We start from the raw sequence: 16,257 nt of genomic DNA on the forward strand, positions 1-16,257 counted from the left end.
CGGGTTGCCGACAGGTTCGGAACAACCGGCCGTCAACCGCGGTGGGCACAGCACCCTTCCGCGCCGGATCGGTTACGGAGGGGTTCCGCGGCGCCCGCCGCGCCGGGAGGCCGGGCCGAGCCCGGTGCACCTCTCTGACCAGCGGTGATGGTCCACCAGGTGGGCGGCCGGGCGTGATGCGCCCTCATATATAGAGGACAGCCTCGCGCGGAGGTGTCCGATCTGCCGCAATCCGCCCTTCTCCGCGCGGCCGTCCGGCCGTAACCGGAACGTGGCCGGGGCGGCCCCCGCCGGGCCCGCCCACGGCCTTGGCATGTCCCCGGATGGGCTAAATTTGAACCTTCGTACGCCCGAACCGGTTGGGGAGAAAACAATGACGGAAGCGATCCTGCTGGTCGGCGGGCAGGGGACGCGACTGCGCCCCGTGACGGTGAACACCCCCAAGCCGATGGTTCCCGCGGCAGGCGTTCCCTTCCTCGCCCACCAGATAGCCAGGGCCGCCGCCGCCGGTGTCACCCACATCGTGATGGCCACCTGCTACCTCGCCGAGGTCTTCGAGCCCTACTTCGGTGACGGTTCCGACTTCGGCATCACCCTCGAATACGTCGTCGAGGACGAGCCCCTGGGCACCGGCGGCGCCATCCGCAACGCCGCGCAGCGGCTGACCGGCGGCCCGGACTCGCCCGTCCTCGTCTTCAACGGCGACATCCTGACCGGCCTGGACATCGCCGGCCTGGTCGAGTCCCACCAGGCCGCCGACGCCGACGTCTCCCTGCACCTGGTGCGGGTCGAGGACCCGCGCGCCTTCGGCCTGGTCCCCACCGACTCCGAGGGGCGGGTGCTGGCCTTCACCGAGAAGCCGCAGACCCCCGAAGAGATCATCACCGACCAGATCAACGCCGGCTGCTACGTCTTCCGCCGCAGCGTCATCGACTCCATCCCGGCCGGCCGACCGGTATCCGTCGAGCGCGAGACCTTCCCCGGTCTGCTCGACTCCGGCGCCAAGCTGCACGGCGTCACCGAGGACACCTACTGGCTGGACCTCGGCAAGCCCGAGTCCTTCGTGCAGGCCTCGGCCGACCTCGTGCGCGGCATCGTGTCCTCCCCGGCCGTCCCCGGCCCCCGCGGCGAGGCCCTGGTCCTCCCGGGTGCGGTGGTGGCGGACGGAGCCAAGCTGTCGGGCGGTACGGTGGTGGGTGCCGGCGCCCGGATCGAATCGGGCGCGGTCGTCCAGGGCTCGATCGTGCTGGACGGTGCGACCCTCGGCCCGGACACGGTGGTGAGCGCCAGCCTCATCGGCGCCGGCGCCTCGGTGGGTTCGCGCACGGTGGTGAACGGCGCGGTCGTCGGTGACGGTGCCGTCGTAGGGGCCGACAACGAACTTCGCGCAGGGGTGCGGGTGTGGTGCGAGGCTGAACTGCCCGACGCCGCGGTCCGCTTCTCCTCTGACCGGTGACCAACTTCAGTGAGGCACAACCTGTGATAGGCGAGCAGCAGACTCCCCGCGCGACCGACGTCGCAACCACGAAGCTCCCCGACACCTGGGCACACACACCGCTCACCGTGGTCATGCCGACCTACAACGAGGCGGGCAACCTGCCGGGCATGGTGGAGCTGCTCATGGGTCTCGACCAGCCGGGCCTGCGCCTGCTGGTCGTCGACGACTCCTCGCCCGACGGCACCGGCAAGATCGCCGACGAGCTGGCGGAGGGCTTCCTCACCGAGGACGGCAAGCCGCGCATGTCGGTCCTGCACCGCACCGCGAAGGACGGCCTCGGCCGCGCCTACGCCGCCGGCATGGCCAAGGCCGTCGAGGACGGCGCCGAGTACGTGCTCCAGATGGACGCGGACGGCTCCCACCCGGCCGGCAAGATCGCCGAGATGCTGGGCGTCGCCCGCTCCACCGGCGCCGGTCTCGTCGTCGGTTCCCGCTACGTGCCGGGCGGCACCCTCTCCGACGCCTGGGGCGCCCACCGCAAGCTGCTCTCGCGCTGGGCCAACGCCTACGCGAGCACCATCCTGGGCACCCGCGTCCGTGACATCACGGGCGGCTTCAACCTGTGGAGCGCCCCCGCGCTGAAGGCGATCGACCTCGCGTCGATCGGCAGCGCCGGCTACAGCTTCCAGGTGGAGATGAAGTTCAAGGCCCTGCGCCGCGGCTTCCAGGTGATGGAGGTCCCGATCCACTTCGAGGACCGCACCGTCGGCGAGTCCAAGATGAACCTGGCCGTCCAACTGGAGTCCATCGCCATGCCGTGGAAGCTCCGCGCCCGCGCCGGCAAGTAACCGCACGCACGAACGCGAAGAAGGGGCACCCCCCGCGGGGGGTGCCCCTTCTTCGTACCCGGTGTGTCCGCGGCGTGCGAGGGCCTACTGCGGCGTCTCGCGCAGGGTCTTGGCCCGTCCGCCCGGCCGGCTCTCCAGGAAGCGCTTGAGCCCCCGCGCGGCCGGCCGCTCCACGAACCGCTGGATCAGCCACGAGGCCAGCAGCATCACGGCCGTCGCCGACAGCAGGAGCGTCCACGGCTCGACGTTGCCGCGCCACTTGTGCAGCAGCGTCACGCCGATCTGCTGGTGCAGCAGGTAGAGCGGGTAGGACATCGCGCCCGCGACCGACAGCCAGCGCCAGGCGACCCGGTCCAGCCACCCCAGGGCCACGGCGGCCATCACCACGTAGCACAGGGTGATGACGAGCAGGCACATCTCCCAGGACAGCCGGTCGCCCTTGACGGTGTTCCACCCGACGATGTCGTTCAGCCAGCGCTGCATCAGCAGCCAGGAGAACGCGAGCAGCACCCACGGCTCGCCCGCGCGCGCGCCCTCACGGCGGATCAGGTAGAAGCAGATGCCGGAGATGAACAGCGGGGAGTAGGTGGGGTTCGCGAGGACGTTCAGGATCGGCAGCCCGGAGCTGGGCGCGAGCAGCGAGGCGACCGTCCAGATCCAGCAGAAGTTCAGGACCTTGCGGTACGTCAGGCCGGTCCAGGCGACCGCCGCGAAGATCAGGTAGAACCGCAGCTCGGACCAGAGGGTCCAGTACGACAGGTCCAGCTCGGCACTGCCCAGCGGGGTCTGGAACATCGTCAGGTTCGTCAGGACCTGGCTCAGCCCCGGCCCGGAGCCCCCGAAGGGCTTGCCGACGGCCAGCAGCACGCCCATGGTGACCAGGACGCAGAACCAGTACGCGGGTCCGAGGCGGATCACCCGGCTGCGCAGGTAGGAGCCCAGCGGACGGCCCCACGCCGACATGCAGATGACGAAGCCGCTGATCATGAAGAACAGCTCCACGCCCATCCAGCTGTAGCGGCCGACCACCGTCAGCCACCCGAACGCATCGTGCCCCCACACCTCTTGACGGGTGTAGTGGTGCATGAGCACCAGGACCGCCGCCAGGATCCGCAGCCCGTCCAGGATCCGCAGCCGCGGCCGGTCCGCCGGGACCGGGGCGGGGAGCTCGGGCCGTTTCAGGGTGGGCCAGGCCGAGGGTCTGCCGTCTTCCCGTGGGTCGCCGAGGACGCGCGGGGACGGGTGCAAGGACATGAACGCTCCACGGGCAGGACGGACGCGTGCCCGATTCCGCTGAGGCCGCGCCGGACGACGGGCCCAGCCGGGCATCCCCCCCGTGGCATGGGCCGCCTCAGTCTTACGAGAAAACCATCGCACTGTCCACAACACGTGGTTCATCGCACCCCGGCCCGCACCCCGCGCGCGGCCGGTTCACTGCCCCCGGACGGTGACCTTCTGGTCGTTCTGGATCTCCTTGACCAGCTGCTGCACCTTCGCCTTGTCCCAGACGAGGTTGCCGCCCTTCTGGCCGGAAATGGGCATGTTCATCGACACGCCGTCACCCGAGGTGATGCCCTTCATCGCGAAGAACATCTGACCGAGGTCCCACAGCCCCATGTCCTTGTCGACGACGAGGGTGTCCAGGCCGGCGCCCATCACCGGGTAGAGGGCGAAGGGGTTGAGGATCGTGCCCGGCGTGGCCGCCTGGCTCGCCAGCGCCGACAGGAACTTCTGCTGGTTCTTGGTCCGCTGCAGGTCCGACTCGGCGAAGGCGTACCGGGTGCGCACGAAGGCCAGCGACTGTTCGCCGTTGAGGGTCTGACGGCCCGCCTTGAAGTCGGCGCCCGACTTCTCGTCCTTGAAGCCCTGTTCGATGTCGAGTTCCACGCCGCCCAGCGCGTCCACGATGTTCGCGAACCCGGCGAAACCGATCTCGGCGTAGTGGTCGATGTGCAGTCCGGTGTTGAACTCGATCGTCCGCACCAGCAGTTCCGGTCCGTCCTCCGCGTACGCCGCGTTGAGCTTGACCCGGCGGCCCTGGGAGGGGAACTTCTTGCCGGACTGGGAGCCGACGAAGGAGGGGATCTCCACGTCCGAGTCGCGCGGCAGCGAGATCATCGTGTTCCCGCTGGAGCACTTCGCGAGGACCATCATCGAGTCGGTGCGCTTGCCCTCGGCGGAGCCGGTGTGAAGCTTCTTCTTCTCCTCGTCGGACATGCCCTCGCGGCTGTCGGAGCCGACGATCAGGTACGTGGTGCAGTCGCCTTCCTTGGGGCGCTCGATCACCTTGGAGAGGTCGACCTCGCGGCGCACCTTGGAGTCGGCCCAGAAGTAGGTGCCGATGGAGGTGACCAGGAGCGCGGAGACCAGCACGATGGAGCCGATCTTGATCCGCCTGCGCCAGTCCGGAGCCGGGCCGGCGGGGCCGCCGGGGCCGCCGGGCCGGGAGGGGCCGCCCGGGCGCCCGGGGCGGCCCGGTCCGGCCGGACCGCCGGGGCCCTGGGGCCGGCCGTAGACCTGCCCGGTGTTGTACCCGCTGTCGTACGCGGCGTCCGGTCCCTGCGTCTGCTGCGGCGGCACTCCGCCCGCGGGGCGGCCCCGCGGCGGTCCCTGCGGGGGGACCGGCGGGCGGCCGGGGCGCTGCGGCGGCTGGGCCGGGCGCTGCGGCGGCTGCGGCTGCCGCTGGACGTGGCGCATCCGCTGCGCGCCCTCCGGCTGCGGCTGCCCGCTGCCGCGCCCGTACCCGTCATCGCGGCGGCCGCGCGCGTCGCGCTCGCCGTTCCACCCGTCCCAGTCGCTCATGCGCACAAGAATGCCTGCCGGGGCGTGCCGCCCGACACCCAGGTGGACGCTTCGTACCGCGGCTGTTGCAGAGCTGATGCCTGCGGCACCCACTTATGGTGGCTCCATGACAGAAATACCGCCGGTGCCCGCGGGCAAGCCGATCTCGGCCTCCCGGACCACGCTCAGCCACATCATGACCGCCAACGACACCAACCTCCTCGGTACCGTGCACGGCGGTGTGATCATGAAGCTGGTGGACGACGCGGCCGGCGCGGTGGCCGGGCGGCACTCGGGCGGGCCCGCCGTGACGGCGTCGATGGACGAGATGGCCTTCCTCGCCCCGGTCCGGGTCGGCGACCTGGTCCACGTCCGGGCGCAGTGCAACTGGACCGGCCGCTCCTCGATGGAGATCGGCGTACGGGTCCTCGCGGAGCGGTGGAACGAGTCCACCCCCGCCACCCAGGTCGGCAGCGCCTACCTCGTCTTCACCGCGGTCGACTCCGACGGCAAGCCCCGCCAGGTCCCGCCCGTGCTCCCGGAGACCGAGCAGGACGAGCGCCGCTACCAGGAGGCGCAGATCCGCCGCACCCACCGGCTCGCCCGCCGCCAGGCGATCACGGAGCTGCGCGAGCGCCGCGCCGCCGAGGGCCTCGACGACTGACCGCACCCCCGCCGCCCCCCCCGCCGGGCCGCCGACCGTCCGTGGCGTACGGGCTCCCGGGCATACCCGTGCCTTACGGGGGCCCCGTAGACTGGTCCGTCGACGTCCGGCTGCTCCGCCCGAGCGACGGCCTGCCCCTCGACCGGCCCTGCCGCGGAGAACCCCTGATGCCGACTGCCACCCAGACCACCACCGCGGCCGCGTCCGCCCCCGCCCGCGCGGGTGCGCGGCGGCCGACCGGGCCCGACTGGCTGTGGGCGGCGCTGCTGACCCTCGCGGTCACCGCCTTCCGGGGCGGCACCCCGCAGCTCTGGCGCGACGAGCTGGCCAGCTGGAACGCGGCCTCCCGGTCCACCGGCGAGCTGCTCGCGATGCTGGGTCACGTCGACGCCGTCTCCGGCCTCTACTACCTGCTGCTGCACGGCTGGGTCTCGGTGTTCGGGGACTCCGCGGCGATGCTCCGGCTGCCCTCGGCCCTGGCGATGGCCGGCTCCGCCGCCCTGGTGGTGCTGACCGCGCGGGCCCTGTTCGACCGTCGCACGGCCGTCTTCGCCGGGCTGCTGTTCGCGCTGCTGCCCGTCGTCACCCGGTACGGCACCGAGGCCCGTTCGTACGCCTTCGTCGTCCTGGCGGTCTGCGCCGCGACCTGGCTGCTGCTGCGGGCGCTGGAGCGGCCGCGCCCGGGGCGCTGGGCCGGGTACGCGGTGGCGGTCGCGGCGGCCGGGCTGCTGCACATGGTGGCCCTGCTGTTCCTGCTGCCGCACGCCATGGTCGTGGCGCTGCGCTGGTGGCGGGACCGGCGCGGGCGCACCCTGCTCTCCTTCGTCCTGGCGGCCGCCGCCGGGCTGCTGCCGGTGATCCCGCTGGTGCTGCTGGGGCGTCAGCAGGTCGGCCGGCAGATCAGCTGGATCAAGACCCCGCGGCTGCGGGACATCGCGGGTCTGTGGGACAACCTCTTCGCCTCCCCGCTCGTTGCGCTCGCCGTCGCCGCGCTGGCGCTGCTGCCGCTGGCCTGGAGCCGGGGCCGGCGTCCCGCCGTGGAGCTGATGCTGCTGGGCGCGGTGCCGATCCTTGCCGTCTACGTGGTCTCGCAGGGCTCCACCTCGTACTTCATCGACCGCTACGTCCTGTTCACCGTGCCCGCGTGGGCGGTGCTGGCGGCCGCCGGACTGGCCGCCCTGAAGCCCCGCGCGGCCGGGGCGGCGGGGCTGGCCGCGCTGGTCCTGCTCGGCGTGCCCGACCAGCGGCACCTGCGGACCGAGCAGGCCAAGGAGACCTCCGACGGCCGGGCTGCGGCGCGGGTCATCGCGCAGGGCTACCGGCCCGGCGACGGCTTCGTGCCCGTCCGCGGCGCCGACCGGGTGTACATGGTCGACTTCCAGATCGCGTACTACCTGCCCGGCCGGGTCCACCTCCACGACGTCTTCGCGGCCCGTTCGGCGCTGGACGCCGACGACCTCTTCCCGCAGGAGTGCGAGCGGCCCGAGCAGTGCCTCGGCGACACCCGGCGGATCTGGCTGGTCACCCGTGGCACCGGAAAGGCCGACCCGTACAGCCGGCTGCCGGCCGAGCAGGTGCGGGCGCTGAAGGGCCACTACCGGGTCGCCTCGACCACCGAGGTGCGCGGACTGCACGTCTCCCTGCTGGAGCGGACCGGCTGAGCCCGCCGGGGTTCAGCTCCCGCAGACCACCTGGTCGCCGGTGACCACCCCGAACTCGCCCTGGTACGGGTCCTCGGCCCGCACCGGCACGACCTTCTTGAAGTCCGCGCCCGCGATCACCAGCACCGTGCGGCCCTGTCCGGCGACCGCGCGCAGCTCGCTGCCGGGCAGCGCCGTGGACACCGTCCGCGCCGAGCGGTCCCAGCGGGGGTCGTACACGATCACCGTGCGCCGGACCTCGCGGCTGGCGCCGGTCGCCGGGGCCTGGGTGGTGTCGAAGCCGGTGGCGCGCAGGGCGGCGTCCACCCGCCCGCCGAGTCCGTCGATCCGGGTCCCGTTCTCCACCTGGACGCGGATCTGCTTCGGCGGCACGTCGACCGGGACCGGCGCGGGCCCGTGCGGGGCCTGTCCGGGGCGGGCGGGGGCCAGGGGCTGGTCCTGGCGCAGCGCCTCGAAGAGCTTGGCGGCCTTCGGCTCGTCCCATTTGACGGTCGAGCCGATTCCCTTGACCTGGAACGAGGGGTCACCGACCGGTACCGAGGCGAACTCCGACGAGGAGGGGGTGAAGCCCCGCATGGCCTGTCCGAGCGCCAGCATCTGCTCCGACCCGAAGCCCCGGTCGGCGCGCACCGACCCCAGCAGGGTGGAGCTGACCTCCTTGAACTTCACCGGGTTCAGCAGGACGCCGCCCCCGGTGGCCTGCTTGATCAGGGCGGCGATGAACCGCTGCTGACGCTGCATCCGGCCCAGGTCGGAGGCCCCGTCCACGTGGCGCGAGCGCACGTACTGCAGGGCCTGGCCGCCGGTGAGGCGGTGGGTGCCGGGGAGCAGGTCGAGGCCGGTGTAGGTGTCGTGCATGGCCTTGGCCGTGCAGATCTCGACCCCGCCCATCGCGTCGACGGTCTTCATGAAGCTGGTGAAGTCGACCTCCAGGTAGTGGTCGATCTTCACGCGGGTCATGTTCTCGACGGTCCGTACGGTCAGGTTGGGGCCGCCCTCGGCGTAGGCGGCGTTCAGCTTCACCGGGTGGGCCTTGTGCGCCGTGCCGGTGACCAGGTCCTGGTGCGCGGGGACCTCGGCGTAGCTGTCCCGGGGCAGGCTGATGACGCTGGCCCGTTCCCGGTCGGCGGACAGGTGGACGAGCATCACGGTGTCGGTGCAGTGGCAGGGCGCGCCGCCGAGCCGGTACTCGCGCTTCTCCTCCGGGGTGATCTTCTCGCGGCCGTCGGTGCCGACCAGCAGGAAATTCACCCCGTGGCCGGCCTGCGGGCGGTTCTTCATGTCCTTGAACGGATCGACCCGTTCGATGCCGGTGTCCAGGCCGGTCATCACCGCGTGCCCGACCGCCCCGGAGCCCAGCACCACCAGCGAGAGCACGGCCGCGATCCGCACCCCCCAGCGCGGGCGGTCGTCCCGGCGCCCGGGCCGGGGGCCGCCGCCGCGCGCGGACCGCGGCGGGGGCGGCTGGGAGCCGGGGGCGCGTCGGGTGGGACGGTGCGGCTGGGGCACGGGGGACACCTCCGCGGGGGCGCTGCGGGCGGATCATGCTCATTCGTCTGATTCGTGTGAACAGTAGGCCCATACGATCAGCCTCTGTCCGTACCGCTCGTCCGCCGCGCACCCGTTTCCCCCGTACGCGGTAACGTGACACCGATACCCGACCGTGAAGGACCACATGCCCGCCCAGCAGCCCGCAGTTTCGGTGATCATGCCGGTGCTCAACGAGGAGCGCCACCTGCGTGACTCCGTCCGGCACATCCTCGGACAGGAGTACGCAGGCGAGATGGAGGTGGTGATCGCGCTCGGGCCGTCCACGGACCGCACCGACGAGATCGCCGCCGAACTCGTCCGGGAAGACCCGCGCGTCCACACCGTCCCGAACCCCACCGGCCGCACCCCCGCCGCCCTCAACGCCGCGATCAAGGCCTCGCGCCATCCGATCGTCGTGCGCGTCGACGGCCACGGCATGCTCTCCCCGAACTACATCGCCACCGCCGTCCGCCTCCTGGAGGAGACCGGCGCGCAGAACGTCGGCGGCATCATGCACGCCGAGGGCGAGAACGCCTGGGAGGACGCCGTCGCCGCCGCGATGACCTCGAAGATCGGCGTCGGCAACGCGGCCTTCCACACCGGCGGCCAGGCCGGCCCGGCCGAGACCGTCTACCTCGGCGTCTTCCGCCGCGAAGCCCTCGAACAGCAGGGCGGGTACAACGAGGAGTTCATCCGCGCCCAGGACTGGGAGCTGAACTTCCGCATCCGCGAGGCCGGCGGCCTCATCTGGTTCTCGCCGGAGCTGAAGGTCCAGTACCGCCCGCGGCCCTCCGTACGGGCCCTGGCCAAGCAGTACAAGGACTACGGCCGCTGGCGGCACGTGGTGGCCCGCTACCACGCCGGCTCCATCAACCTGCGCTACCTGGCCCCGCCGACCGCCGTCTGCGCGATCGCGGCCGGGGTGGTCGCGGGCGTCGCCGTCAGCCCGTGGGCGTTCGCCGTCCCGGCCGGCTACCTCGCGGCGATCACCGCCGGGTCCGTCCCGGCGGGCAGGGGGCTGCCGCTGAAGGCCCGCGCGCAGATCCCCGTGGCCCTCGCCACGATGCACATGTGCTGGGGCTACGGCTTCCTCACCAGCCCGCGCTCGCTCGCCCGGAAGGTCATCGCCAGCCGCCGCCCGTCGGTGCGCCACGACCCGTCCCAGGTCTGAGACACCACGCGAAAAGGGGGTGACCCGGTCCGTACGGACCGGGTCACCCCCTTTTTCGCTCGTTCACGCTCCGCGCGGCCGGCTCACCGGCCCCGCGTCACCAGCGGTACGGCTTGTAGACGTCCATGCAGGCACCGGTGTCGGAGCCGTTGATCGCGTCGGCCGTGTCCGGGATCGCACCGGCCGCCGGCGGGGTCTGCGCCGGGAAGGCGTTGCCCTCGCGCCAGTCCGCGCCCACCACCAGGGTGATCTTCGAGACGTCGGCCGACTGCTGGACCGCCGTGTTCGGGATGCCCAGGGACGCCGCCACGCTCTGCGCCTCGTCGGCCAGGTCGGGCGTCGGGTAGCGCACCACGGTGGTCTTCTCCGGGGTCAGCGCGCTGTCCGCCCGGGCCCCGGTGAAGCCCTTGGAGACCAGCACCTCCGAGATCGCGTTCGCCCGGTGGGGCGCCAGCGGCTGTCCGGCCGCGGTGCCGTTGACCACGTTGACGGGGATCTTGTCCGGGGTGGTGGCCGGGGCCTTCGAGGGCTCCTGGCTCGGCTGGACCGGCTGCTGAGAGCCTTGCGGGGCCGGCTGCGAGGCGCCCGGCGCGGGCGCGGAGGCCGAGGGGCTCTGCGGGGTCTGCGGATCGCCGTTCTTGTCGAAGGCGACGTCCTTGCGGAGCATCGTCCACAGCTTGTCGGCGTCCGCCGGGTTCACGATGAGCCGGTCCACGTCCCGGGGGTCCTGGAAGGTCGGCATCGTCGTCATCGTGATGCGGTTGGTGGGGACGTCCTTGAGCTGCATGGCCAGGTTGTAGAGCTTCTTGACCGAGCCGATCTCCTCGGAGACCTCCAGGGCCTTGGTGCCCGCCTCCGCCAGGTCCGTGATCCGGCCGACGTCGGTGAAGGCGTTCTGGCTCTTGAGCTCGCGCATCATCGAGTTCATGTACATGTGCTGGGCCTGCGCCCGGCCCAGGTCGCTGCTGAACGCGTGCCGGGTGCGCAGCCACTGGAGGGCCTGCTCGCCCTTGACCCGGGTCGTGCCCTTCTGGAGCTTGAGGCCGGAGCCGCCGCCCGAGGTCGGCAGCGGCCTGTCCCAGACGTTGTCCTTGACGCAGACCGGGACGCCGCCGATCGCGTCGGCCATCTGCACCACACCGGAGAAGTCGATCATCATCCAGTGGTCGATGTAGACGTTGGTCAGCCTCTCCCAGGTGGCCAGGGTGCAGCCGGGGCCGCCGCGGCCGAGCGACTCGTTGATCATCGCGTTGGTCTTCTTGAACTTCTCGCCGGTCTTGGGGTCCGTGCACTCGGGTATGTCGACCCGGGTGTCGCGCGGGATGCTCACCACCGAGGCGTTCTCCCGGTCGGCCGACACGTGCAGCAGCATCTGCACGTCCGCGAGCGGAGGGTTCCCCACGGTGTCGCTGCTGCCGCCGAGTTCCACGTTCTCCGGCTTGTTGCGGCTGTCGGAGCCGATCAGCAGGATGTTCAGCGGGCGCTGGCCCTTGGCGTTGGCGTGGGTCTTCTCCACGCCGCTCTCTCCGCTGAGGCGCTGCCCGCTGCGGATGTTGCCGTCGAGGTGACGGTAGTAGAGGTACCCGGCCGCCGACGTCCCCAGGATCAGGAACGCCAGTACGGACGCCACCCAGAACAGCACCCGCCGGCGCTTGCGCCGCACGGGCGTTCCACCGCCGCCCGCGGGCCGGGCGCCGCCCTGGCCCGACCGCGGTGGAGGCACCGCGCCGGAAGCGCCCGTCCCCCCGCCGGATATGCCGTCGGTGGCCTGGTCGGGCGCCCCCTCCCCCCGCACGCTGCTGTGCCTCACGCGTACCCCCCTCAAGATCACTGATGTCGGTGTTGTGCCGGGCCTACCGGCTGCCGCCCGGTCGTGCGGCGGTGGGTGGGTGGCGGTGGCGTAACCGCACTCCCGTCACTTGGCGCAGACCGCCTTGTCCGCCTCGACCCGCTGCAGCCCCTCGGGGGCCTGCTGCGGGGCGGCCGGCGCACCGAGCGGCGTACCCGGCTCCTTGAAGTCGGAGCCGAGCGTCAGCTTCATCGGGGTCTTCGGCCCCGCGTCCACCGTGCCGACCTTCATGGCCGCGGCGGACAGCCCCATCATGTCCGCCAGCGCCCGTGCCTGGTCGGCCTGGTTGGGGGCGTACTCCAGCTGCGTGGCCGCGAGCCGCTCCGCGGCGTTGCCGTGGTTGCTCGCCTTGTAGACGCCCTTCGCGTTCTGCAGCCAGGTCAGCGTCGTGGACGCCGACCCCGGGGGGCCGCCGCCGTTGTACACGTCCACCCGCACGTCCCCGGCGGGCGCCCGGTTCCCCTGGAGCAGCGCGTCCTGCTTGGCGTCGGCGGCCTCCTTCGCGGCGTGCTCCTTCTTCTCCACCTCGGTGAGGGAGACGTCCTCGCGGATCATCTGGAGGAGGGGATCGGCCTGCGAGGAGTTGACGACGACGGTCGCCTTCCGGTTCGACGGCTCGTTCGGATTGTCGACCACCGGCAGCGTCGTGAAGGTGACGTTCTTCAGGTTCATGTCCTTCAGCTCACCGGCGAGATCGGTGAGTTTGCCGATGGACCCCAGCCCCTGGTCCACGGTCAGCGACTTGGTGGCCGCCTCCGCGAGGGAGAAGAACTTCTTCGGACTGGTCAGCGTCTCCTTGGACTTCATCTCGCGCATCATCGAACTGAGGAACTGCTGCTGGGTCTTGATCCGGTCCAGATCGCTCTCGTTGCCGAAGGAGTGCCGGGTCCGTACGAAGGCCAGCGCCTCCTCGCCCTGCAGCCGGTGCTCGCCGGCCTTCAGGTTCAGCTTGGAATCACGGTCGTTGACGTCCTTGGCCAGGCACACCGGCACACCGCCGACCGCCGTGCTCAGGTTCTTGACCGCGTTGAAGTCGACCATCATGAAGTTGTCGACGTCGATCCCCGTGAGCTGCTTGACCGTGCGCATCGTGCAGCCCGGGTCGCGGCCCTCCTGGCCCAGGCTGTTGTTGAAGCGGCTGCCCTTGGTGGCGGCGATCTGCTTCACCGAGCCGCCTGGCTGCTTCGTGGGGCAGACCGGGATGTCGGTGATCAGGTCGCGCGGGATCGACAGGGCGGTGGCGTTGCTGCGGTCCTTCGACACGTGGAAGAGGATCGTGGTGTCGGCGTGGCCGACGCTCTCGGCGTCCCCGTAGCCCTGGTTGCCCGCGCCGCTGCGCTTGTCGGTGCCGATCACCAGGATGTTGATCGGCTGGTCCTTCTTGAAGCTGCCGCCCGCACCGTTGGTGTCGATGACCTTCAGGTTGCCGTTGAGGTGCTGGTAGTACAGGTACGACCCCAGCCCGCCGCCGACCAGCAGGAACGCCAGGGTCCCGCCGGTGACGGCCAGTGCCTTGCGGCGCCGCCGGGACGCCCCGCCGCCGGCGGGCCCGCGGGGCCTGCCGCCGCGCCTGCCGCCGGGCGGGCCTTCGCCGCGCCGGGGTTTGGGGACCGCGGGGGAGGGGGCCGACGGCGCGGAAGGGGCCGAGGGGGTTCTGCGGGTCCGGCGGGGGGTGCTGACGGAGTGCTGCTGCGCTGGGGAATTGCCCAGTCGCAGTTCGTAGTTGCCAGTGCGGGGATTGAGGACCCACTGGTCTGCGGGGTCGATCTCGTCCGCCCGCCCACGGCTTTGCGCATCCACGGTTGCTCGAATCCTCCGTCGGTGCCTCACGACGCGCCTCCCCCCAGGCACGCGGTCAACGATCCGGCTGCTGGTGCACGGTGTCTTCGCTTCCGGTGCACCGGATCGCTCACCTTATCCGCCCAGGTCAGCTGCAAACCATGCCGGTGACGAAATCCACTCCCCCGATAACTGCCCAAAACGCCCATCCAGTGCGGTTGGACCACCGGCTTTTGGATTGCTTTACCGGCACTCGGCCGTACCCGCCGTGGTTCCTGTGAAAGTCGGGTCCGGAAAGGGGGCGGACCCGGTTCCGCTTTCCGCCCGCACAGCGTCGCGGAACAGCTCGGCGGGGGAGAGCGGGACGGGCTCCGCGGCGGCCGCGGCCGAGGACGCGGAGGTCACCGCGGACACCGCCGTGGGGGCGGGCGCCGGCGTCGCCGTCGAGGTGGGCACGGGCGGGGTGACCGTCACGGGCCGGTCCAGCCGCAGCCGCTGGAACAGCTGCCCCGCGTCGGGCTCCAGCAGCTCGTCCCGGTTGGGGTTCGGCGCGTAGGGCCGCCGCGGCACCGTCAGGAACCTGACCTCGTCGGACGGTATGTCCCGCACGCTCCGTACCAGTTCGTACAGCCCGCGCAGCGAGGCCAGCCCCGGGTCGGTGGTCAGCGCGGAGGTGGCCGCGTCCAGCAGCGGGTAGAGCCGCGCCGGGTTCAGCAGGACGCCGTTGCTCTGCACCTTCTTGACGAGCGAGCCGAGGAACTGCTGCTGGCGCTGGATCCGTTCGGTGTCGCTGCCGTTCCCCAGGCCGTACCGGGCCCGCACGAAACCCAGCGCCTGCTCCCCCTGGAGGAGGTGGCGGCCCGCCGGGAGCCGCAGGTGCGCCTCGGCGTCGTCCACCGGCTGCGGCAGGCACACCTCCACCCCGCCGACGGCGTCGACCATCTGCTTGAAGCCGCCGAAGTCCAGCACCATGTGGTGGTCGATCCGCACCCCCGTGAGCCGCTCGACCGTACGGATCGTGCAGGCAGCCCCGCCCCACTGGAAGGCCCAGTTGAACTGGGCGAAGCGCTCGGCGGTACGGGTCCCGTCGGCGGCCCGGCAGGCGGGCACCTCCGTCATCAGGTCCCGGGGTATCGAGACGGCCGTCACGCTCCCGCGGTCCGCCGCCAGGTGCAGCAGGATCGTCGTGTCGGAACGCTGCGTGCCGCCGTCCTGCCCGTAGCCCGCGTTCTCCCGGCCGGAGCGCGAGTCCGAGCCGATCAGCAGGATGTTCTGGGCGCCGTCCGCGAGGTGCACCGGGCGCTCGCGCTCGAAGCGGCGCAGTTCCGCCTCCGCGGAGGTGTCCGAGGTGATGTTCCCGTCGAGCTTCTCGTACAGCCACCAGCCGGTGGCCGCGCCCGCCAGGACCAGCAGGACGGCCCCGAGCCCGATCCAGCGCAGCAGGCGCCGGCGACGGCCGGCCGGAGGCCTCGGCCCGCCTCCGGCCGCCCCGGTACCGCCAGGTATGCCCGCGCTGTCCGTCACTCGCGTTCCGTCCCCTCGCCGAACCGGCCGCCAGCCGTACGGGTGAGTACGGCCTGGAGCCGATCCTGCCCCCCGGTGGCGCGGACGGCCCGGGGGCACCGCCCTGTACAGGGCCATGCGGGTGACAGATCGCGCGAACTCGCCGTTAGACGGTGTGGGTGACGCGCTCGCTCTCGGTCCGCTGCTCCAGCGCCTGCGGCGACAGCCGGTCCAGGTGGCGGCACAGCACCACGGAGCCGCCGGTGGCCAGCGCCCCGTACAGCCCCGAGGAGAGCCCCTCCCAGCTGTCGTAGCCCAGCCCCGACAGCACCCGGGCGCCCTCGCCGAAGCCACGCGCAGCCGCGTCCGCGCGGGCCCGCTCGACCACGGCCGCGTACGAGAGCTCCTCGCCGCCCACCACCAGCCCCGGGGCGTCGGCGTCGACCGGCGAGAACGGGGCGAAGCGGTCGCCCTGCCCCGGCACCTCCACCGCGTAGTCCGCGAACCCGGCCGGCGGCTGCGGGAACCGCCCGCCCAGGGGACGCAGCGCGAGCGCGACCCGCTCCCCGGAACAGGCGCGGGCCTCCTCCAGGGTGTCGGGCCCGCTCACCACCAGGTCCGCGCCGGCCGGGTCCCCGCCCACCTCGGCGACCACGCCGACCGAGGCGCAGGCGAGCAGCCACACGGCGCTCTGCCAGTGCGCGGGGAGCAGCAGCGCGAGCCGGTCGCCCGGTTCGGCGGCCAGGTCGCCCTGGAGCAGATTGGCGGTCTTGGCCACCCAATTGGCGAAGGTGGCGACGGACAATTCGACGCGCTCGCCCGTGGCGTCGTCGTAGAAGGTGACGAGGGGGCGGCCCGGATCGGCGGCGAGCGCGGATCGCAGCAGGTCGGCAGGGGTGCGGTCAGTGGCGTTCACCCGCCCCAGCCTACGCGGGCCCTTCCCTCGTACGGGGGGCGGCGGCTGCGCCGTCCAGGGGAGGCGCGGCCCCGCCGCCGTCGGACGGATCGTCAGTTCTCCGATGGCGCTTCGTGA

General features: G+C 72.0%; 12 protein-coding genes. 5 read left to right on the plus strand and 7 right to left on the minus strand.

Annotation, left to right across the window (positions count from 1 at the left end; all coding sequences use genetic code 11):
• Positions 1-373 precede the first annotated feature (373 nt).
• Together manB and SLAV_RS22690 are read left to right on the plus strand one after the other, a co-directional pair.
• The gene (gene manB, locus SLAV_RS22685) at positions 374-1,456 is read left to right on the plus strand and encodes a mannose-1-phosphate guanylyltransferase (protein WP_030231739.1); all 1,083 of its coding nucleotides are present in this window, start codon (positions 374-376) and stop codon (positions 1,454-1,456) included.
• A 113-nt stretch (positions 1,457-1,569) separates the two neighbouring features.
• Positions 1,570-2,286: a polyprenol monophosphomannose synthase gene (locus SLAV_RS22690; RefSeq protein ID WP_234333671.1), complete on the plus strand. Its 717-nt coding sequence runs from the start codon at positions 1,570-1,572 to the stop codon at positions 2,284-2,286.
• An 84-nt stretch (positions 2,287-2,370) separates the two neighbouring features.
• On the opposite strand, the gene SLAV_RS22695 is transcribed toward SLAV_RS22690, so the two are convergent.
• Together SLAV_RS22695 and SLAV_RS22700 are read right to left on the minus strand one after the other, a co-directional pair.
• Entirely contained in the window at positions 2,371-3,540 is a 1,170-nt protein-coding gene (locus tag SLAV_RS22695) for an acyltransferase family protein (protein ID WP_051841059.1), read from the minus strand.
• A 177-nt stretch (positions 3,541-3,717) separates the two neighbouring features.
• The gene (locus SLAV_RS22700) at positions 3,718-5,088 is read right to left on the minus strand and encodes an LCP family protein (protein ID WP_051841058.1); all 1,371 of its coding nucleotides are present in this window, start codon (positions 5,086-5,088) and stop codon (positions 3,718-3,720) included.
• Positions 5,089-5,194: 106 nt separating this feature from the next.
• Here SLAV_RS22700 and SLAV_RS22705 point away from each other — a divergent pair, with 106 nt between their 5' ends.
• Entirely contained in the window at positions 5,195-5,731 is a 537-nt protein-coding gene (locus SLAV_RS22705; protein WP_030231729.1) for an acyl-CoA thioesterase, read from the plus strand.
• A 167-nt stretch (positions 5,732-5,898) separates the two neighbouring features.
• Positions 5,899-7,392 carry a glycosyltransferase family 39 protein gene (locus SLAV_RS22710; RefSeq protein WP_051841057.1) on the plus strand — a complete coding sequence of 498 codons (1,494 nt, stop codon included), beginning with the start codon at positions 5,899-5,901 and terminating at the stop codon, positions 7,390-7,392.
• 12 nt (positions 7,393-7,404) lie between these two features.
• Here SLAV_RS22710 and SLAV_RS22715 read toward each other — a convergent pair whose 3' ends face one another.
• Positions 7,405-8,901, minus strand: coding sequence for an LCP family protein (locus tag SLAV_RS22715; protein ID WP_435846447.1), 1,497 nt, complete (start codon positions 8,899-8,901; stop codon positions 7,405-7,407).
• A gap of 166 nt (positions 8,902-9,067) precedes the next feature.
• Here SLAV_RS22715 and SLAV_RS22720 point away from each other — a divergent pair, with 166 nt between their 5' ends.
• Positions 9,068-10,093: a glycosyltransferase family 2 protein gene (locus SLAV_RS22720; RefSeq protein WP_030231721.1), complete on the plus strand. Its 1,026-nt coding sequence runs from the start codon at positions 9,068-9,070 to the stop codon at positions 10,091-10,093.
• 97 nt (positions 10,094-10,190) lie between these two features.
• Here the strand turns inward: SLAV_RS22720 and SLAV_RS22725 are convergent, their stop codons facing one another.
• The 4 genes from SLAV_RS22725 to SLAV_RS22740 form a co-directional block, all read right to left on the minus strand.
• Positions 10,191-11,903 (minus strand): LCP family protein, encoded by a 1,713-nt coding sequence (locus SLAV_RS22725; RefSeq protein ID WP_391386555.1) that lies wholly within the window; start codon positions 11,901-11,903, stop codon positions 10,191-10,193.
• A gap of 105 nt (positions 11,904-12,008) precedes the next feature.
• Positions 12,009-13,742: an LCP family protein gene (locus SLAV_RS22730; RefSeq protein WP_030231715.1), complete on the minus strand. Its 1,734-nt coding sequence runs from the start codon at positions 13,740-13,742 to the stop codon at positions 12,009-12,011.
• 222 nt (positions 13,743-13,964) lie between these two features.
• Positions 13,965-15,245 carry an LCP family protein gene (locus SLAV_RS22735; RefSeq protein ID WP_391283771.1) on the minus strand — a complete coding sequence of 427 codons (1,281 nt, stop codon included), beginning with the start codon at positions 15,243-15,245 and terminating at the stop codon, positions 13,965-13,967.
• Between the two features lie 145 nt (positions 15,246-15,390).
• Positions 15,391-16,140 carry a TIGR03089 family protein gene (locus tag SLAV_RS22740; RefSeq protein ID WP_030231710.1) on the minus strand — a complete coding sequence of 250 codons (750 nt, stop codon included), beginning with the start codon at positions 16,138-16,140 and terminating at the stop codon, positions 15,391-15,393.
• Positions 16,141-16,257: the final 117 nt, after the last annotated feature.

The sequence above is a fragment of the Streptomyces lavendulae subsp. lavendulae genome (assembly GCF_002803845.1).
Classification (GTDB): Bacteria; Actinomycetota; Actinomycetes; order Streptomycetales; family Streptomycetaceae; genus Streptomyces; species Streptomyces lavendulae.

Coding starts and splice junctions, on each gene's coding strand:
- SLAV_RS22710 (WP_051841057.1), top strand. CDS start 5,899: ATGCCGACTGCCACCCAGACCACCACCGCGGCCGCGTCCGCCCCCGCC.
- manB (WP_030231739.1), top strand. CDS start 374: ATGACGGAAGCGATCCTGCTGGTCGGCGGGCAGGGGACGCGACTGCGC.
- SLAV_RS22720 (WP_030231721.1), top strand. CDS start 9,068: ATGCCCGCCCAGCAGCCCGCAGTTTCGGTGATCATGCCGGTGCTCAAC.
- SLAV_RS22700 (WP_051841058.1), bottom strand. CDS start 5,088: ATGAGCGACTGGGACGGGTGGAACGGCGAGCGCGACGCGCGCGGCCGC.
- SLAV_RS22690 (WP_234333671.1), top strand. CDS start 1,570: ATGCCGACCTACAACGAGGCGGGCAACCTGCCGGGCATGGTGGAGCTG.
- SLAV_RS22695 (WP_051841059.1), bottom strand. CDS start 3,540: ATGTCCTTGCACCCGTCCCCGCGCGTCCTCGGCGACCCACGGGAAGAC.
- SLAV_RS22705 (WP_030231729.1), top strand. CDS start 5,195: ATGACAGAAATACCGCCGGTGCCCGCGGGCAAGCCGATCTCGGCCTCC.